The following is a 20339-nucleotide window of genomic DNA, read 5'->3' as shown; positions in this document are numbered from 1 at the left end:
TTTAATAAATAGCTAGTATTTTCAGTGTAATATGAAATAGGCATAGCCTAATTTGAAGAACAAAAAGTTTTGATTTAGATAGTACCTTCTTTTGCCATTTGCCAAACGCTAGTCAAACAAACCATGTTCAAAATATCCCATGTATTTATACCAACTCAAAACGACATCAGATGAGTTACCTCCTCAAACACATCGATAAACCGCTCCTACGTTTTAAAATGACGATAGACCCTATACAAGGCTTATCAATCACGATTCAAGATAACTACCTAGAATATAAACAATTCCTACCACTTGATTTAGAAGTAAGCTCAACAGGAATATTACAATGGCTAAAACGGCGAGTGATTCCAAAAAATCGCGCTTTTGTACAACAATTTCTCAGTAAACAAGGGTTAAGTATTCAAGACACCAAAGGCATTATCGATACTTGCAAAGGCTTATCTCTTAACGACTGTTATTGGGTTATTGACGATAACTTTAAAAAGACTTTTGACGAATACAATCTATATGAGCATCACTTTAGTCAAATTCTTGCCCTCATTGCCTATACAGGCTATGGAGAAAGTATTCACCGTAGATTTGTTTCCAGCCCCGAACTAACAACAGACGGCATGTTAGCAAAATGCTGGCGACGCATTAACGGCAAAATTGTTTTATATAAAGCAGGTTCTACAGGTGCAGCGAATACAGGCAATGAACCCTACTCAGAATATTACGCCGCACAAATTGCACAAACAATGGGATTAGATGCCATTACTTACAATTTAAGCCATTGGAAAGGAAAGCTTTGTTCAACCTGTCAACTCTTCACCAATAAAGAACAAGGGTACATCCCTATAGGACGACTCATCACAACAGGCGGATGGGCTACCGTATTAAATTATTACCAACAATTAGGAACAGATTACTATCAATCTCTACTAGATATGCTGATATTTGATGCTGTTATTTGTAATGAAGACCGACATTTCGGCAATTTTGGTTTACTGATAAACAATCACACCAATCAAATTATCAAACCCGCGCCTATTTTTGATAATGGCTTATCACTCTTCAATTACGCAATGGATGACGACTTAGAAAACATAGACACTTACGCAAAAACCCGTTCAATGGCAACTGGACAAGACTTTATAACTTTTGCACAAGCCATTATAACGAAGCAACAAAAAGAGAAATTACGCGCACTGATTAACTTCAAATTTAAAAAACATACGCGCTATAATTTATCATCTAACAGATTGAAAATTTTGGAAAGCTTTATTCAGCAACGAGTAAAAATGCTTTTAGCATTACACATTAACAAGCTATAACTTGTATTTTATGAATACAGCCTATAATCTGTATTTAATGATTTTTGTAAAAAACCAAGGTTAGTGACTTATTATGGAGTTCTCTATCAAAATTTTGAATCAATTGCGTCCTATCTTACGAGGCTTTCGTAAAGCACAAAAACTAACGTAAACAGATATTGCGAAGCGGTTAGGCATCACTCAACAAAGTTATGCACAATTAGAAGCAAATCCTGCAACAGCAAGCTTAGAAAGACTCTTCAAAGTGCTGACAATTTTACAAGTAGAAGTGATTTTGAGAGAAAGAGAAATAGCACATCCAAAAGCAACCCCCGATGAAATAAATTCAACGCCAACGAATTAGATATATTTAAATAATTTAACTACTTTTTATAATATTATCAACGAATTAACCATTGCATTCTCAAGCCTAAAGAGAAAGTGATGAGACATGGGACGACATTTACAATTGCTGAATGTTTGGGCAAAATAAAAACTTATATAGTTATTTCCTCTGTATCTCCTTTATGGATAAAGTATTATGCCAAAAATAAACCAAATCCAAAATGCAATTTCAGAATTGGAAGGTGGCGCATTTCAGAAACTAATGGATGATTTTTTATTTAAAAAAGGTTATTCGCAAATTAATTCTATTGGTTCTGTTATTGGAAGTAATAAAACCCGCATAGGAACGCCAGATACACTAATTCCATTAGATAATGGGAAATATGTGTTTGTCGAATATACGACTAAAGAAAACGATATATTTAATAAGTTTAGTGACGATATAGATAAATGTCTTAATAAGTTAAAGACGGGCATAACCACTGATAAAATTGAAAAAATTATTTTATGTTATACATCCCAGTTATCACCAGAAGAAATAGAAAAGCTATCTCAAAAATGCCAAAAGGTTAATGTGAAGTTAAAGAGCTATGACATACATGAAATTGCTTTTAAACTTAGGCACTATTACCCAAGCCTTGTAAAAGACCATCTTAATATTGAAGTTGATACAGGGCAAATCATAGCACTTGATGATTTCATTTCTTTGTATGAAAAAGCTAGGTTAGCAACGACACTGAAGACATCTTTTCATTTTAGAGAATTTGAAAAAGATAGACTTTTAAAATCGTTACTTGAAAATAATCTGGTTGTTATTTCAGGACAAGCAGGTGTTGGTAAAACTCGCTTGGCTATTGAGGGTTTCAGAAACTTTATAGCCATAAATAGTTCTTATAAAGCGTATTGTATTTTTAATAGAGGTGTTGATTTTTTTGAAGATACTCGGTGTTATTTTGCTGAAGCGGGTGATTATCTTATCTTTGTTGATGATGCCAACCGTATCAGTGGATTTCAATATCTCACTCAATTATTTCAAACTAAGCGCACTGATCAAAACTTTAAAATTTTGGTGACTGTTCGAGATTACGCACTCGAAAAAGTGCAAAAGATTTGTGATAACTTTGAAGTTGCTGATGTCATCAAGTTAAGCTCACTAGAAAATAATGAAATCAAAGAGCTTATAAAGGCTGAATCTAATATAACTGATTACGTTCACTTAGAAAAAATCGTGAACATTTCTTATGGAAACCCACGTATGGCAATGATGGCTACTATAGTTGCCAAAAATAATCCTACCTTTGAATTCACAGATACTACTGAATTATATGATAAGTATTATTCCTCAATAAAAAATGATTTAGACAATTTGAAGAATGAAAATGTACTAAAAGTCATCGGAGTCATTTCGTTTTTTAGAAGCATCGATCAATCTGATACAGAATTAATGACATTGATTAAATCGTTGGTCAATATTTCGACTGAAGATTTTCGAGAAATTGCTAGGCAACTTCATAAGTTAGAACTTGTTGATTTGTTTGAAAACGATGTTGTAAAGATTTCAGATCAAATCCTTGCTACTTACATTCTTTATCTTGTTTTCTTTAAAGAGAAAGTACTTAATTTTTCAGTGCTTTTAAGTCGTCCATTTTTTCCAAGGTTTAAACAACGTTTAATTGAAACTATTAATCCAATATTGAATAACTTTGATTTTGAAAATAGCAAAAAAACAATGTCATCAGCGGTAGATTCAACTTATAAATCTTTACAACAAGATGCTCCAGATACACCTTTTCAACTTTTAGATGTTTTTTGGTTTCTTAAATTTACGGAAATATTATCTCTTTCCAAGAGGATCATTGATGAGATGCCAACAGATAATGAACAAGTTGATATTAATGAACTTGGGACTAAAACTTCCTATTTTGAGTTGAACTCCTATCTTTCACTATTGAATAAGTCGCAATATCTAGGCATAAATGAAATCCGTATGTCTGTAGAGTTACTCTTAAAATATATTGAGAAACAACCTAAACAGTTATTTCATATTGCTAATTTATTAGCTAATGATTACTCATTTAAATACAATAACGGAAAGCCTAACTATGTTGTGCAACAAACAGTTATCGATGAAGTGATAAAATATTGCAACTCTGGAAAAAATGATTGTTTTTTTAGACTATTTATAGTACTAGCAGAAAAATATCTTAATACCTATTGTAATATTGTTAAGCCTACTAGGGATGATGCAGTAAATTTTCTTACGATTATTTTACCAAAAACAAAAAAACTTATTGAGTTGAGAACCACGATATGGAGTCATTTATTTTTTTTCTATAAAAATGAAGAGTTACAGAAAGATATTTCTCTTTTACTATTTCGTTACTCACAATCTCGCATTGAAACCACTGCTAACAACATCATTGAAGAAGATCAAAATAGTGTATTGACTTTTTTTCAGAAAAACTTCTCCCCATCTAATCTTTGGCATTGTGTTGTTGTTCAAAACTATTTAAATTTTTTAAAAGAACTAAATATTTCACATTCCAATTTTGAGGGTTTATCACAATTTAATTCTAATGATTATAAATACTATGAAGTGATTAAACGGGAAGAATATAAGAGTAATAGAATAACTCAAAAGAAAAAAATAACTACGTTCTTTCAAGCTTTTACAATTGAAGATTACAAACGCTTTTTAAAGGCGTTTTCAGACACCGCTCTATATCAGGCAGGGGAACGCTATCCATATAAAATTAAGCAAGGATTTTCTATTGTTTTAGAAGAACTTTATGAACGTAATTTTTCCTTATATATTTGTGTACTAAAGGAACTTTCACAGACTGATTGGGGTATTCTTAATATTGATGCAAACTCATCAGTTAATCAATTGGTTAGCTCAGATTGCGCAATGACTACATTTGAAGTAATTCAAACTATAAAATCACCACAAAAAGACAACTGGCTTGCATGTTACTATATTCATCTTCCGCAAAAAGACATCAAACCTAATGATTTAAATAATTTGATAACACTTTATACAACAGCAGAATATAAATATCTAACTGTATTTAGCGATTATTTATTAAAATATGAATCTATTGAAAAAGGATTTATTATTAGAATTACTGAAGCTGTATCAAAGAAGTTAGAAGTAGAACCTATCGCAGGTTTATTACTATCTCTTCTATTTAATGAGCATACAGAGATAAATAAAACGTTAATCCCTTTATTTGTTGATCATATAGAATTTATTGAGGATATTTATATTAAAGTTGATATGATTGATCAAAACATGGATTATGGGGGTATTACATTTTCTAAATTCATTGATAATGATAAATTTTTTATAGATAAATACTTAAAGAATCAGTTGACAACAAATTCTTTTTCGAGAAATAACCGTGATTATTCATTTATCTGGAAACGTAATGATTACATTGATGTTATGAAAGAAATTACTATTAATCTTTTTGAACATTATCAACAGGGGAAACATCTATCTTATACCTCTGTTCAATGTTACAAATACTTTTTTACTTTAAAACAAGATGCTAACTCACAAACAAGCAAAGAAATAATAGATTATCAAAAAAAATTCTTAGAAGAAGAAATCAGGTCAGGAATTAATAATGATGACTACATGAATTTTCTGTTTTCAGTTATCCCTACTTTTGATTCTAAGCATCAACTATTATTCTATCAGCAAGTCTTACAACTTAACTGTAACGCTAGACTTTTCGAAGCTTTATTAACACCTCTCTTTCTAACTAAAAGTTGGTCTGGAAGTGAAGTACCACTACTGCAAGAGGAAAAGAGCTTTTATGAGTCCTTGCTACCATCTTGCAACTCTATAGCTTTGTTGGAGCACAAGCAATTTATTGAAAACAAAATAGAAAAAATCAATAAAGACATACAAATCGAGAAAAAGAGGGATTTTACAGAGGATTATTAATATCTATTACACTATGAGTTATTTACTTTGTAGTTTATAGGTGCGTTAGTATAATAACGCACCTTCACTTTAATTCCTCCCCTACCCCACCTTAATCTGTAACATCTCCTCCCCATCCTCACCGCTTAAATGCACTGCACAAGCAATACACGGGTCAAAGCTGTGAATCGTGCGTAGGATTTCTATTGGTTGTTGCGGGTTATGGAGTTTTTGCCCTTGTAAAGCCGCTTCGTATGCGCCTGTTTGTCCTTGCGCATCACGTGGGCCTGCGTTCCATGTAGTCGGGACAACAGCTTGATAATTAGCAATTTTACCGTCTTCTATCACTATCCAATGCGCTAATGCGCCACGTGGGGCTTCCATATAACCAACGCCTTGGGCTTTGTTTGCCCATGTGTTGGGATGCCATTGGGTGTCATTAAAGGTTTTCGTGTCGCCTTGACGGATATTGTTTAATAAGTTGTCGTACCATATTTGCATTTGGTCGGCGACGATTTTACTTTCTAAACTACGCGCGGCAGTGCGTCCAAGGGTGGAGTATAACGCGCTTATCGGGAGGTCTAATTGGCGCAAGCTACTGTCAACCAGTTCTTTGGTTTGGGCGTGTCCTGTGGCGTAGAGCATTAAAACACGGGCTAAAGGCCCAACTTCTACCGCTTTTCCGCGCCAACGGGGAGACTTTAACCATGAATAGCTTTTTTCGACATCTAGCTGTTTATACGGTGGGGTTGGGCCATCGTAGTGTAGTTTGGTTTCGCCGTGATAGGGGTGTAAGCCTTTGTCTTTGCCGCCTTGATAGTCGTACCATGCGTGACTGACAAACTCTTGAATCTGTTCAGGGTCATTTAAATCGACGGGTTGTATTTCTTGTAAATTGCGGTTGAGAATTACGCCCGCAGGAATGAGATTGTTAGCTGGATTTTGTAGCCCATTTTGAGGGAGATCGCCATAAGTCATGAAATTGCCTAAGCCTTCGCCTTGTTGCGCCCAGTCTTTGTAAAAGCTGGCGATGGCGAGTGTATCGGGTAAATAGACTTGTTCGACAAAAAGCCGCATTTGTTGAATGATGTCATTCACTTGAGCGAGGCGTTTGGCATTCAGTGCGGAATCTGAATTTAAGTCAATCGCACAGGGAACACCGCCAACAACAAAATTGGGATGGGGATTTTTTCCGCCGAAAATGGCGTGTAATTTAGCAACGTCGCGTTGCCATGCGAGGGCTTCTAAATAGTGTGAAACCGCCATTAAATTGGCTTCGGGTGGTAGTTTGTACGCAGGGTGTCCCCAGTAGCCGTTGGCAAAAATCCCCAGTTGTCCGCCTTCGACAAAACCTTTGAGCTTTTTCTGCATATCGCTGAAGTAGCCTGCTGAGGATTTAGGGTAGTGGCTGATAGATTGGGCAAGGTCGGCGGTGGCTTTGGGGTCGGCTTGTAGGGCTGAGACGACATCGACCCAGTCTAGGGCGTGTAGATGATAGAAGTGCATGACGTGGTCATGTATGTATTGTGCGCCTATCATTAGGTTACGGATTAATTGGGCGTTGGCAGGAATGGGGTAATTTAAGGCGTTTTCTACGGCGCGAATTGATGCCATGCCATGCACGAGGGTACAGACCCCGCAAATCCGTTGCGCAAATGCCCACGCATCACGCGGGTCGCGCCCTTGTAAAATAATTTCTATACCACGCACGGAAGTCCCTGATGAGTAAGCGGATTGAATCACTTGATTGTCATCGACTTGGGCTTCTATGCGTAAATGTCCCTCGATGCGCGTAATGGGGTCAACAACAAGGCGTTCGTTCATGCGGGTTCTCCTGCGCTCTCATCTAAATGCTCGGCTATCATTTCGGTTAAACCGACAATCGGCATGTTCATTTCATACTCTTCCATGCCTTCTTCCATCACGGTGCGACAGTTAGCGCAGGCAGTGACGAGTTTGTCGACGTGCGCATTTTTTAATTGGATTACTTTGCGATTAAAGACTTTGGTGCGTAATTCTGCTGCGTCTTCTATCGCGCCAACCCCGCCACCACCGCCACAACACCAGTTCATTTTCCCCGAATCTTCCATTTCGACGAAGTCTTTAACGACTAAGTGCATGAGTCGACGCGGTTGTTCTATCACGCCGCCACGGCGCACGAGTTGACAGGGGTCATGAAACGTCATGCGTTCAGTTTCCATACCTGTCAGTTTTAATTTGCCTTGCGCGTAGAGGTCGTCGAGGACTTCGAGGATGTGACGGACACGAAAATGGAACGGTCTGCCCATTAAATTCGCGCCTTCCCAACGAATGGCAGTATAGGCATGACCACATTCGGGACTGATGACCGTTTGCACTTGTAACTGTTCAGCAGCGTGAACGATACGGCTTACCAGTTGTTTTGCAATGTCAGATGAGCCAATTTGAATCCCGCTGTTAGTCGCTTCATAGGCTTCGGTGGCTAATGTCCACGTTTTGCCTGCATGTTTCATAATTTTGGCAATCGCTTCTAAGTATTCGGGGAAGTTGATAATTTCCATCGAAGAAAGCAATACCATGTATTCCGCACCGAGTTGGTCGAAGGGAATCGTTAAGCCTGTGGCTTTTTCGATATGTTTGACTTGGGCTTGTAACGCGGGGAGTTTTAAGCCCATGGGGCTACCTATCGTTACGGCTCGCTGTGAAGCCCCAATTAAGCCCTCGGGCGCGTGACCTGCGGCAACCATCCCCTCTCGCGTTTTGCGCACCATTGAGACAATATCATTGCCAACAGGACAGACCAGCGAACACCGTCCGCAAAGGGTGCAACTGTTGTAAACCAGAGCTTGCCAGTCGGCGAGTTCAGCATCAGTGAGCTTTTTTGTGATGCCTAATATAACTTTTAAGCGTCCGAGTAAGGTATATTCTTGCTCCCAGACTTTACGCAACGGTTCAACTTTATAAATTGGCGTATATTTTGGGTCTTGGGTTTCTGTATAAAATAAACAGGCTTCTGCACACATGCCACAATGGACACAGCTTTGTAAATAAGCCGCTGTCGCTGCATCAATTTGGTTTTTTAAGGCGTTATAACCGCGTTCAAAAGTAGCTGTGCTCATGCTTCAACTCCTTTACGGGCGGCATCCGCGCCGTTGTAAAAGCGGGCAATAAATAGGCTAAAAGCGTGCATTAATTTGGTAAATGGGAATAAAATCATTAACAATTGCACGCTAAGCAAGTGTAAAGCGAGTATTAATTGATAAGAGAAAAATAGATGATGGTAAGCCAAATATCCTGTTAAAACAGGTAAAAAGGTCACTAGCCATACAATATAATCCATGCGGGTAGAGAGAAACCGCAAGACCTTGTCTTGTAAGCGATGAATCAACACACCGAGCAACGCGAGCAAGGTTAAAACACTGATAAAATCAATGAGTGGGGAAGGCAAGCCTGCCCATGAAAAACCTAGAATTTCCGCAAAAAAGGCAATGTGTGGAATAAAGAGCAATAAAATAAAAAAAATCCCTAAATGAAAAACATAGCCTAATAAAATCGTGAGTTTCGAGCGGGCAAATGTGCCTTGATACACCCAAGAGCGAGAAACAATTGTGCGTAATCCACCTTCTACGGGATTGCCTCGCGCTTCCGCATAATTTGGCTTCCGCCCTAACAGTAAAATTTCAACCAGCCGTAGTACAATCCCCACACAGAAAATAAAAAAAGCAATCTGGAAACCTGTACCACGCGCCCAAAGTAATAACGCGCCTTCGTCCATCATTATCCCCCTTGTTTAGCTTTTACCGTTTTCGCGGGTTAAATCGTGAATGGTCACAACTTCCCGTTGCATATCGGCTTGTGATTTTTTATTAAGGTTTAAAACAGTTGCTGCCATCCCTGCCCCAACCCCGACAATGCTGGCATAAGCAACGGTTTTGCTTAAACAGGCTGTTGGAACAGAAACCGCTTTATAAAAACTGCCAGCATCCCAAAAATTTGGCTCAGAACAGCCTAAACAGCCGTGACCGCTTTCAATCGGAAAGCTAACGCCATCATTCCATTTTAAAGTGGCGCAAGCGTTATACGTCGTAGGCCCTTTACAGCCTAATTTATATAAACACCAACCCTGTTTAGCCCCTTCATCATCAAACGTATCGGCAAACAAGCCTTTGTCATAAAACGGGCGACGATAGCAACGGTCATGAATGGTTTGCCCGAAAAAGGCTTTCGGACGTTTTAAAGAGTCTAAAGCGGGTAAAGTGCCAAAAGTGACGAGATGAGCAATAACGCCTGTGATAACAACGGGAATCGGCGGACAACCTGAAATATTAATAATGGGTTTATCGGTAATGACTTTATCGACTGCGACTGCGCCTGTCGGGTTCGGATTGGCTTGCGGAATACCGCCAAAAGCGGCACAACTGCCGACAGCAATAATGGCTTTTGCATCTTTTGCGACCTGTTTCAAAATGTCCAGATTGCTTTCGCCTGCAATGGTGGAATAGCCCATATTGCCAAGTGGAACTGAACCATCAACGACCAATAAATATTCGCCTTTATGTGCATTCATTGCCTCGATACGTGCTTGTTCTGCTGCTTCGCCTGAGGCGGCTTGTAGGGTGTGGTGATAATCGAGTGAGATATAATCAAAAATCAGACTTTCCACACTGGGCGAATGGGCGCGCGTGAGTGATTCACTACAGCCCGTACATTCTTGAAAGGAAAGCCAAATAACCGATGGACGTTGCGCTTTTTCCAAAGCACGCGCAACTTGTGGAATCAGACTGGCGGATAAACCCATCATGCCTGTTGCAACGGTACAGAATTGTAAAAAACTGCGTCGACTCATGCCTTGCGCACGGAGGGATTCACCTATCGTTAGCTTGTTGTGCATTTTCTCCTCCTCATTTTTTGAACAGATTAACGTAGAAGCTAATTATTATTTAATAATATACTAATGAAAAATAGTATAGCTTTTGTTAAAAATTTATTATTTATGAAAGATACGAAATGTGTGAAAGAAATAATATTATTGTTCTTCAAGATATAAGCAGATTATTTTTGTAATACAAACGGGTAAAATAAAAAACCCGCTAGATTTTCGAAACCTAGCAGGTTTGATTTATACCGATTTTTGATTTTTAAAAATTACAACTGATGAAGTTCTTCAAGACTTAAGCCTGTTACTTTTGCAATGACCTCTAGGGGAATTCCTTCTTGTTTTAGTTGTCGCGCAGTTAGACGGATGCCTTCCATTAAGCCTTCTACTTTACCTTCAGCTTTGCCTTTTTCTATCCCCTCTGTTAAACCTTCCGCTTTGCCTTCAGCCTTACCCTCGTCGAATGCGGTATCGATGACATTTTTTAAATCGCGGTAAACTTTCAGGCTCTCTTCATATTCTGCATATTCTTGGTCTGTGTAACCTGCTATTTCCGCTTGTTCGAAGAGTTTGCTAAAAATTCGCTCTTGAAGTTTTGGTGGTCTGTTGGTGAGCTTTTCTAAATTGCGGATGATGTATAACCATTTGTCAAAATGTGTTTCTAGTTCTGCCTCCGTTTTGGTGAATTTTGGCATTTCTAGGTAAATATACGTTAATTTGTCATAAAAAACTTTTTGGGTGTTTTTGTCAAAAAGTTGTACTTCATGATGAAAGACTTCTTCGTCTTGTTTATCTTCGTCAAAAATGAAATCTAAAATACCGATGGTATAAATTGCTTTGAGTTTAAAACTCCATTCACCTTTTTCTGCTTGTTGTTGGATAGGAAAGGTCGAGTAGTAAATACTTCTGTCTTTGAAGTAGTTTTGTTTGGCTTTTTGTAATTCAACAATGAATTTTTCACCGTGTTCATTTTCGCAGTAGATATCAAATATCGCTTTGCGGTTGTTGATGTTTTGTCCGAGTTGTTCAAGTGGGAGATAGGTTAAATCGATAATTTGTCCTGTCTCTTTTTTGAGTAACTCGTTAAGAAAATCAATTAATAAGTCTTTATTTGGCTCGTTTCCAAAGAGTTTTTTAAATCCAAAATCGGTAAACAGGTTGATGTATTTTTCTTTCACGCGCATGGTGGTTTCCTGATGTTTTTTAAAAATTATGGCTGATGTAGCAAGCCTATCGTTGATATGTTTGCATCCCTCAGTTGCGTAATTTCTAAGGAAAAAAACTTAACCTAAGTGAATTTATAAATAGACGAGTTATGCTAGTCTGCGAGTGCAGTCTCTGAAATGCTCCACGCCTCAATGAGCTGAATGACTAGCGCGGCGATTTGAGGAATAGCTGAAGCAAGTTCTGGGCTGGGAATCATTCCCCAGTCCAGTTTTTTAGGCTGTACTGCCACTAATGCCCGCCGTTTTGGCAAGCGTTCTGTCAAACTTGCCACTGTTAATAAATCAATCAAACTCACTTCATGCGCACTGCTTTGGCGTTTATTTAAAAATCGTTCCATCTCTTCGTTGATAAAATAGTGAATAGTTCCAACGGGGGCGTGTAGTTGTGCGGCATCGATGACAATGAGTTGTTGCGCGTCTTCAATTAATGGGGCAAGGCTAAAGCTTAGTGTACCGCCATCAATGTATTCTACGGACGCGCTTGTTGCTTGGGTTTGTAAGTAATTTAGAACGTGAATACCTATCCCTTCATCAGATAATAAGCTGTTGCCAATACCTAACACTAGTGTTTGCATCATATTTTCTCCGTTGGTTATTTAAATTCTGATTTTTCGGTTTTACTATATCTATCATAAACATCATTCAGTAAAATTTTACCTTTCTTTTTTCCTTCAGCTCCAGCACGTTTGTTATGAATCCAGAAAAAGTTGTTTTTGCATTTTTTATTGTTCTTGCCCTCACGCTTAATTTTGGGTTTTTCATTGGCGACATTGATAATCCTGAGCATCATCACGTTTATGAATTAGCTTTTGCGATTGTGGTCAATTTTATTGCAACGGTTCTTAAGTTTGGTGACCGTTCACAAATGGGCGCGGTTTTATTAGCGACAAGCTTTGTCGCTGATTTACAATTAATTGCGGCTGCGATTGTTTGGACAATGGTCGTACATGTTCAACAGATAGCCATGACCCCTACGGATATGGCGAGCATTGTTTCTTTATCGGGCGGTGCGTTATTGGCAAATATTATTTCTGTTTTACTCTTGGTCATTGAAACAGTGATGTTGCCACGCTAATGAATAATGTGATTTTTCTCATTATGCGCCGTATGCGCGCGCCGTTACTTGTATTAATCAGTGTTTATGCTGTTTCTGTGATTGGCATGACTTTAATGCTGGGAATAGATAGCAATGGTAATGTATGGTATATGAATTTTTACCAAGCCTTTTATTTTGTTTCTTATACAGCAACAACGATAGGCTTTGGCGAAGTTCCCTATGCGTTTTCTGATGCACAACGCTTGTGGGCGATGATAGTAATTTATTTAACGGTTATCGGCTGGCTCTATGCTATTGGTGCATTGCTCTCGTTGTTACAAGATGAATCTTTGCGCCGTGTGTTAATAGAACACCGTTTTTCTAAAACTATTAGGCGTTTACGCGAACCGTTTTATTTAGTTTGTGGCTACGGTGATACAGGCAAGGCACTTGTTCATGCGTTAGAAACGCGCTCGATTCGTTCTGTCGTGATTGAATTGGAGCAAAGTCATTTAGATGAGTTATCTTTAGAAAATTTCGCCGTTTACGTGCCTCACCTCTGCGCAGATGCTAGTAAACCTTATTATCTGCAAGAAGCAGGGATTAAGCATCCTTATTGTGCGGGTGTGGTCGCAATTACGAATAATAATCTGGTTAATCTCCATATTGCGATTACTGCAAAGTTATTAAACCCAGCAATTACCGTGATTTGTCGCGTAGAAGACCAAAAAGTTGCAGCAAATATGACCTCATTTGGCACTGATTATGTGATTAATCCTTTTGAAGTTTTTGCCCGTCAATTGCAAACTACGCTCCACGCACCCACTTTACACATTTTACAACAATGGTTTACAGGTAAATGGCAAAAAAACTTAATGACCGATTTAAAACTTCCCCGTCAAGGACTTTGGGTTTTATGCGGTTATGGTCGCTTCGGTAAAGCGGTTTATCAAGAGTTGAAAGATGAGCCAATTCAACTGGTAACGGTAGAAGCGACCCCTTCTGAAATGGGCGCACCGAAAGGTGAGTATGTGATTGGACGCGGTACTGAAGCCGACACATTAAAAGAAGCGAATATTGAACAAGCCGTTGGACTGGTTGCAGGCACTAATGACGATGTTGATAACCTATCGATAGTGATGACAGCGCGGGAACTTAATCCAAATTTATTTATTGTGTTACGACAAAATCTTGCTGATAACGCGATTATTTTTGAAGCCGCTCATGCCGACATTGTTATGCAACCCAGTAAAATTATTGCGGATTATATCTGGATATTATTGACAACGCCGTTATTAGAACTGTTTATGACACTGGCTGAACAAGAGGACGAAACATGGTTAATCGCTCTGCTTGAACGCCTACAACAGACCGTTGCGACATCACAGCCCATTTTATGGGAAGTCACTATAAATGCGAAAGCGACTCCCGCAATCATCAATGCCATTCAGGCAGGACGCACACCAACCTTGCAACATCTTATCAGTCGTCCCCGCGAACGTAGCGAACGTCTTAAGACGGTCGCGCTCTTGTGCCAACGCGAGACAGAAACATTGCTGTTACCGACTGATAATTTACCTCTGCAACTCAATGACCGCTTACTATTTTGTGGAACACAATCCGCTGTTAAATGGATGAGTTGGAACTTAAAAGATGATTTTGTTCTGTATTATCTGCTAACAGGCAACATTCCATCGCGTAGTTATCTGGGACGCTGGTGGCAAAAAGGGGTATAAATGCCTTTCAAAATTAAATCTGCTGTGTTTCTATGGCCTGAATCAGGATTTTCAAACATCTAGCGTTTTTAGCATAACTAGCATAAAGAGACAAAACACAGAAATTTCTTGCTATTTAAACCGTTTATTCCCGCTGTTCTTCCTGTTGTAATCGCCATAAATTGGCATATACGCTGTTATTTTCTAATAAGATACTGTGTGTTCCACGTTCAATAATATGTCCTTGCTCCATCACTAGAATTTCATTGGCATCTATGATTGTTGATAAGCGATGAGCGATGACTAAAGTCGTGTGCTGACTGGCGACATTGATTAACGCGCTTTGAATAGTTTGTTCTGATTTTGAATCTAAAGAAGAGGTTGCTTCATCAAAAATAAGAATTTTTGGACGCTTTAACACGGCTCGCGCAATCGCAACCCGTTGTTTTTCGCCACCCGATAGCTTTAGTCCACGTTCGCCCACCAGCGTATTATAGCCTTGCGGAAGTTGCAGGATAAAATCATGAATATTAGCGATTTTAGCCGCGTTTTGTACGGTTATTTCATCTGCTTGTGGGTTAGCATAGGCAATGTTGTAATAGATGCTATCGTTAAATAAAACCGTGTCTTGTGGAACAATTCCCATCGCTGCTCGTAGGCTTGCCATACTAACTGTGCGGATGTCGTGTCCATTAATACGAATAGAACCGCCTGTTACATCGTAAAAACGAAAAAGTAAGCGTGCTAATGTGGATTTTCCCGCACCACTCGCACCGACAACAGCAACTTTATGTCCTTGCGGAATAGTAAAACTAATATTGTGCAAAATAGGTCGGTCGGGTTGATAGTGAAAACTAACATTGTCAAAGTGTATGCTTGCATCTTCAATCAGGAGTGTTTTTGCGTCGGGTGCATTTTGTATTTCTGGGGTTTGCTCAAGTAGGCGAAATAACATATCCATGTCAACCAACGCATATTTAATCGAGCGATATAAAATCCCTAAAAAATTGAGTGGAATAAATAGTTGTAATAAAAAGGTATTGACTAAAACTAAATCCCCCAAGCTCATTGTTCCGTCAACCACGCTTTGACTGGCTGAGAACATAATCAGTATCACACCAACGGCAATAATTGCGGATTGTCCAAAATTAAGTACAGACATAGACGTTTGACTTTTTACAGCGGCTTCTTCCCACGCATGAAGTGTTTCACCATAGCGTTTTACTTCAAATGCTTCATTACCAAAATATTTAACGGTTTCATAATTAACAAGACTATCAATCGCTTGATAATTTGCTTCTGATTCTTTCGCGTTCATCAAATGGCGAAATTCCATCCGCCATTCAGTAATTGCAAGCGTGAAAAAAATGTAAACGGTAACTGTTGCAAAAGTGATGAGTGTAAACTTGATTTCGTATTGTATTAACAAAATAAGCGCGATGAGAAAAAACTCGGCAAACGTGGGTATTATGTTAAATACCATATAGTTTAATATGTTACTGATACTCCGCGTACCACGTTCCATATCACGAGAAATAGCCCCTGTCTGGCGGTCTAAATGAAAGCGTAAGGAAAGTTTATGCAGGTGTTGCAAGGTTTTACAGGATAAATGGCGCATGGTGTGATAGCGCACCCGTGCAAAAATGGTATCTCGTAGTTCATTAAAAAACGCGCTAGATAAGCGTAACAGTCCATAAATACTGAGCAATAACACGGGTAAAACCAGTATTGTCTGTTGCGATTTATCCAAATTGTCAACGATATTTTTTAAAACCAGTGGCGCACCTACGTTAGTCATTTTGGCACACAATAAGGCAATCAGTGCAAACAACACACGTCCACGATAATCCCAAAGGTAAGGGAGCATATCTTGTAAATTTTGTTTATCACTGCGTTGGGTCGTAGAAAGGTGGGTACGGCGATAAGCATTAGGAACTTGCATAGGTTTTGCTTTGGTTCATGAGAGTAAAAAAAGAGGAAATAAACTGGTGGAGGTAAGTGGATATCTTATGGCGCGATACCCTATTATCTACAAACTATAAAAAATAAAAACTTCAATTAATTATCATTAAGCAGATGATATAGCCACCCATGGGTGGTCGTGTGCGCCTGTGTAACAGACTTGTTGTTTTTCAACAAAAACTGTTGATTTCCAGCATACACTCGTCTTGCAGTTAAGTGCTTAGTGGTTTTCCCTTATGTAACCTGTATAAAATTACATATAAAACAGAAGATAAGAAAAAAATAACAAGGAATATCCATTGGCACAATATGTGCGGTAAATGGGAAGCGGGATTGTAATTAAGTACATGAAAGTCAACCCGTTTAATGTAAGACTCAGGAGATAATTATGAAAACGCAACAAGGTTTTAGTATTATTGAGTTAATGATTGTTGTTGCCATTATTGGAGTATTAGCCTCTATTGCATATCCAATTTATCGAGATTATACAACACGGGCAAAAGTGGCCGATGCAATCCAACTGATGGCGGGGTTAAAAACGCCATTGGTGGAATATCATGGAACATGGAGTGTTTGGCCTGCTTTATCGATGTTACCAGGGGTTAAAACAATGGGGATTTATACCAGTTATGTGGAAACAGGTGTCATCGATGATACGCATTATTACATCCAAGCAACAATGAAGTCTGGCAGTGCAGAATTGGGTGGGAAAAAACTCAGGAATGTTTACAATGTCAGTCAGAGCGAGTGGGATTGTACTACTGATGGAATCCCTGCCGCTGAGGCGATTGATGGAAATTATTTACCCAGTAATTGTCGTTAAAACCTATTCTTAAAAAACCGCTCCCATGCGTTAATCAGCATGGGAAACGTGTTTCTAACCGTGACTTTTTTCAAAAGCCTGCATAAAGCTAATTAAGGCACATACCCCAGCCTCGGGCATTGCATTGTAAATACTCGCACGCAATCCGCCCACCGTTCTATGTCCCGCTAAGGCTAATAAGCCTGCCTGTTTTGCCGCTGCTAAAAAGGGTTTTTCTAAGGCTTCATCTGCTAAAGTAAACGGGATGTTCATCCATGAACGATAACGATGGTCTATCGCATTATTATAGAAATCAGAGCCATCAATTGCTTGATATAATAATTGGGATTTGTGCTGGTTCTGTTTTCCCATCGCTACCAATCCACCCTGTTCTTTCAACCATTTAAATACCAACCCTGCTAAATACCATGTATAAGTAGGCGGGGTGTTATACATAGAGTTCTCATCCGCCATCACTTTGTAATTAAACATTGTTGGCGTAAAGGGTAAGGCTTGCCCTAGTAAATCCTCTCGCACAATCACCACAGTTAAGCCCGCAGGACCAATATTTTTTTGTGCGCCCGCATAAATCGCCGCAAAACGGCTGACATCTATCGGACGTGACAAAATGGTCGATGACATATCTGTGATTAAAGGCACATTGCCAACATCGGGCGGCGTATGCATTTCTAAACCGTTAATGGTTTCATTAGCCGCATAATGCACATAAGCTGCATCAGGATTTAATAACCATGTCGTGGGGTCAGCAATAGTTGTAAATTTATTAGCTGTTGAATCTGTTACAATATTAACACTGCAATAACGTTTTGCTTCTGCAATGGCTTTTTGTGACCAAATGCCCGTATTAAAATAATCCGCTTGGGTTTTACCACACAATAAATTCAATGGAATCATAGAAAACTGGCTGGATGCACCGCCCTGTAAAAACATCACTCGATAATTTGTGGGAATGGCGAGCAACTCGCGTAAATCAGCATCCGCCTCTTCGGCAATTTGGGTAAATTCTTTTCCTCGATGGCTCATTTCCATCACTGACATGCCCGTACCGCGCCAATCTAACAACTCCGCTTGCGCTTGTTCTAATACCGCCATCGGTATCATCGCAGGACCTGCACTAAAATTATAAGGGCGTGACATCATGAAACTATCCTTAAAAAAACAAATGAATGAAATCCTATTGAAAAACCGCCTTACTTGGCTATATCAATGGTGAACAAAAACCAGTTACACAAACGAGGTTAGATATGAACAAGTTTTTATTCCCCACATTATTTATGCTTTATGCCCTGCCTTCAAGCACTCTAGCGGCATGCCCAAAAACTTTAGATTTTGATGTACGTCCCTTAACAGGTGATAAAACCATTAATCTGTGCGAAGCCTATCAAGGAAAAGTTGTGTTGATTGTCAATACTGCCAGCAAATGCGGTTTTACCCCACAATATGAGGGCTTAGAAGCACTCTATCGTCAATATCGAGAACAAGGGCTTGTTGTATTGGGCTTTCCTTCCAATGATTTTGGTGGACAAGAACCGGGCAGTGAACAAGAAATTCAGAGTTTTTGCCGTTTAACCTACGGTGTAGAATTTCCTATGTTTGAAAAAATGAGCGTTAGCGAAAAAAATCCACATCCATTTTACCAACTGTTAGCCAGTTTGGCAGAAGAATATCCACGCTGGAATTTCCATAAATATCTTTTAGATAGACAAGGAAAATTAGTTGGCAGCTATTCTAGCCGTGTTAAACCAGATGACCCACAATTGATTACAACGATTGATGCTTTGTTAAAACAGCAATTATCCGAATAACTTAATAGGTTTTAACCCTAAAATTTGTCGGATTTCGAATTTTGCGCTGTTTCAAAAAAACCCGTTACACAAACGGATAACGCCGCGTTAAACGGTGGTATCCGTATTAATTCCGTGCGTATTTTAGTCTAACTCAAACAATGCCGATTTACCCGCTCGGTAAAATCCGACAAAATAAGGCCTTTAAATAATCCGTTTCAGGAATCGCAGGATGAATGGGATGGTCAGCCGCTTGATGTCCTTGCCCTAAGATTTGTACGTGACGGTCTATGTGTCGCCCTGTTGACCGCACCACTTCCATTAACGTTTCCCGTGCAAGATGCAGTGAACAAGAAGCAGAAACTAAAATTCCTTCGCGACTTAATAATTGGGTCGCCATTTGATTAATGCGATGATAAGCCTGCTCTCCTGCTTTTTGGTCCTTACGCCGTTTGATAAACGCTGGAGGGTCTAAGACAATCACATCAAACTTTTCCCCTTCTTGCCGTAAATGGCGCAATAGCTCAAATGCGTCGCCTTGAGCCGTTTTGACACGGTCAGCGACACCATTCAATTCAGCATTATTTTTTAGCCACGTTAATGCTCTTTCCGAACTATCCACACACAACACATCACTTGCACCAGCAACAGCAGCCTGAATGCCCCACGCGCCGCAGTAGCTAAACACATCTAACACCCGCAAACCTTGCACATAACGTGTAAATTCCGCACGGTTTTGCCGATGGTCATAAAACCAACCTGTTTTCTGCCCTTCTAATACAGGCACGTGAAATTTAACGCCATTTTCTTCTATAAAAACATTTTTGGGCAATGTTCCCTTTACCACTTCTACGTAATTTTCCAACCCTTCTAACAAGCGTGAACCTGTATCATTGCGTAATACAATCGCACGTGGTTGTAAAACTTTATCTAATGCCTCGATAACCTCTTGTTTTACTAATTCCATGCCTGCCGTTGTAATTTGCACAACCAACACGTCATCAAAACGGTCAACAATTAAACCCGATAAATAATCCCCTTCTCCAAAAACGAGGCGGTAAAAAGGTTTTTTAAATAAACGTTCTCGTAGAGATAGCGCGATGTTCAACCGATGCACTAGTAAAGAACGGCTTAAGGTTATTTGTGGGTCACGACTGACAATACGGACGCAAATCAGCGAATGGGGATTGATATAACCTGTACCGATAGGTTTTTCATCTGCTGTATGAATAATAACAGCTTGTCCCGCGCTAAAACTGGTGAGTGGCGATTTAACGGTATCAACTTCGTTGCTATAAATCCATAAATGACCTGCTCGTAAGCGGCGGTCGGCATGTTTTCTTAAAAAAATAGGGGTTAATGACATA

The 20339-nt window shown here is 39.2% G+C and carries 16 protein-coding genes; 7 read left to right on the top strand and 9 right to left on the bottom strand.

The features are described from left to right. Positions 1 to 170 precede the first annotated feature (170 nt). From AL038_RS04760 to AL038_RS04750, 3 genes are all read left to right on the top strand, one after another. On the top strand, positions 171 to 1316 hold the full coding sequence (locus AL038_RS04760; protein ID WP_062149754.1) for a HipA domain-containing protein: 1146 nt from the start codon (positions 171 to 173) through the stop codon (positions 1314 to 1316). 157 nt (positions 1317 to 1473) lie between these two features. Beyond that, a complete protein-coding gene (locus AL038_RS18455) occupies positions 1474 to 1659 on the top strand; it encodes a helix-turn-helix domain-containing protein (RefSeq protein WP_272898048.1) in 186 nt (61 codons plus the stop codon). Positions 1660 to 1836: 177 nt separating this feature from the next. Continuing rightward, complete coding sequence (locus tag AL038_RS04750; protein WP_062149751.1) at positions 1837 to 5592, top strand: hypothetical protein; 3756 nt, start codon at positions 1837 to 1839, stop codon at positions 5590 to 5592. Positions 5593 to 5673: 81 nt separating this feature from the next. On the opposite strand, the gene AL038_RS04745 is transcribed toward AL038_RS04750, so the two are convergent. From AL038_RS04745 to AL038_RS04720, 6 genes are all read right to left on the bottom strand, one after another. Then, complete coding sequence (locus AL038_RS04745) at positions 5674 to 7395, bottom strand: nickel-dependent hydrogenase large subunit (protein WP_062149748.1); 1722 nt, start codon at positions 7393 to 7395, stop codon at positions 5674 to 5676. Further along, positions 7392 to 8669 carry a (Fe-S)-binding protein gene (locus tag AL038_RS04740; protein WP_062149745.1) on the bottom strand — a complete coding sequence of 426 codons (1278 nt, stop codon included), beginning with the start codon at positions 8667 to 8669 and terminating at the stop codon, positions 7392 to 7394. The genes AL038_RS04745 and AL038_RS04740 overlap by 4 nt, the downstream gene beginning before the upstream one ends. Next, complete coding sequence (locus AL038_RS04735; RefSeq protein ID WP_066246095.1) at positions 8666 to 9328, bottom strand: hypothetical protein; 663 nt, start codon at positions 9326 to 9328, stop codon at positions 8666 to 8668. Before AL038_RS04735 ends, AL038_RS04740 begins: the two co-directional genes overlap by 4 nt. 12 nt (positions 9329 to 9340) lie before the next feature. Next, positions 9341 to 10441 (bottom strand): hydrogenase small subunit, encoded by a 1101-nt coding sequence (locus AL038_RS04730; protein ID WP_062149738.1) that lies wholly within the window; start codon positions 10439 to 10441, stop codon positions 9341 to 9343. A gap of 254 nt (positions 10442 to 10695) precedes the next feature. Beyond that, on the bottom strand, positions 10696 to 11610 hold the full coding sequence (locus AL038_RS04725; protein ID WP_062149735.1) for an Rpn family recombination-promoting nuclease/putative transposase: 915 nt from the start codon (positions 11608 to 11610) through the stop codon (positions 10696 to 10698). A gap of 134 nt (positions 11611 to 11744) precedes the next feature. Continuing rightward, complete coding sequence (locus tag AL038_RS04720; RefSeq protein WP_236839460.1) at positions 11745 to 12230, bottom strand: HyaD/HybD family hydrogenase maturation endopeptidase; 486 nt, start codon at positions 12228 to 12230, stop codon at positions 11745 to 11747. Positions 12231 to 12343: 113 nt separating this feature from the next. Between AL038_RS04720 and AL038_RS04715 the strand changes: the two genes are divergently transcribed. Both AL038_RS04715 and AL038_RS04710 read left to right on the top strand, forming a co-directional pair. Beyond that, on the top strand, positions 12344 to 12727 hold the full coding sequence (locus tag AL038_RS04715) for a DUF6394 family protein (RefSeq protein WP_062149727.1): 384 nt from the start codon (positions 12344 to 12346) through the stop codon (positions 12725 to 12727). Then, on the top strand, positions 12727 to 14424 hold the full coding sequence (locus AL038_RS04710; RefSeq protein ID WP_062149724.1) for a potassium channel family protein: 1698 nt from the start codon (positions 12727 to 12729) through the stop codon (positions 14422 to 14424). The genes AL038_RS04715 and AL038_RS04710 overlap by 1 nt, the downstream gene beginning before the upstream one ends. Positions 14425 to 14548: 124 nt before the next feature. On the opposite strand, the gene AL038_RS04705 is transcribed toward AL038_RS04710, so the two are convergent. Further along, on the bottom strand, positions 14549 to 16345 hold the full coding sequence (locus AL038_RS04705) for an ABCB family ABC transporter ATP-binding protein/permease (protein ID WP_062149721.1): 1797 nt from the start codon (positions 16343 to 16345) through the stop codon (positions 14549 to 14551). Positions 16346 to 16753: 408 nt separating this feature from the next. Here AL038_RS04705 and AL038_RS04700 point away from each other — a divergent pair, with 408 nt between their 5' ends. Further along, entirely contained in the window at positions 16754 to 17188 is a 435-nt protein-coding gene (locus tag AL038_RS04700; protein ID WP_062149718.1) for a pilin, read from the top strand. Positions 17189 to 17242: 54 nt separating this feature from the next. Here AL038_RS04700 and serC read toward each other — a convergent pair whose 3' ends face one another. After that, complete coding sequence (gene serC / locus AL038_RS04695) at positions 17243 to 18325, bottom strand: 3-phosphoserine/phosphohydroxythreonine transaminase (protein WP_062155353.1); 1083 nt, start codon at positions 18323 to 18325, stop codon at positions 17243 to 17245. 107 nt (positions 18326 to 18432) lie between these two features. On the opposite strand from serC, the gene AL038_RS04690 reads away from it, so the two are divergent. After that, positions 18433 to 18993 (top strand): glutathione peroxidase, encoded by a 561-nt coding sequence (locus AL038_RS04690; protein ID WP_062149715.1) that lies wholly within the window; start codon positions 18433 to 18435, stop codon positions 18991 to 18993. A gap of 148 nt (positions 18994 to 19141) precedes the next feature. Here AL038_RS04690 and AL038_RS04685 read toward each other — a convergent pair whose 3' ends face one another. Continuing rightward, the gene (locus AL038_RS04685; protein WP_062149712.1) at positions 19142 to 20338 is read right to left on the bottom strand and encodes a class I SAM-dependent rRNA methyltransferase; all 1197 of its coding nucleotides are present in this window, start codon (positions 20336 to 20338) and stop codon (positions 19142 to 19144) included. Between the last annotated feature and the right edge of the window lies 1 nt (position 20339).

It is taken from the genome of Beggiatoa leptomitoformis, from assembly GCF_001305575.3.
In the GTDB taxonomy this organism is placed as follows: Bacteria; Pseudomonadota; Gammaproteobacteria; order Beggiatoales; family Beggiatoaceae; genus Beggiatoa; species Beggiatoa leptomitoformis.
Note: the sequence above shows the minus strand (reverse complement) of the source record. Positions and strands in the feature narration are given on the sequence as shown.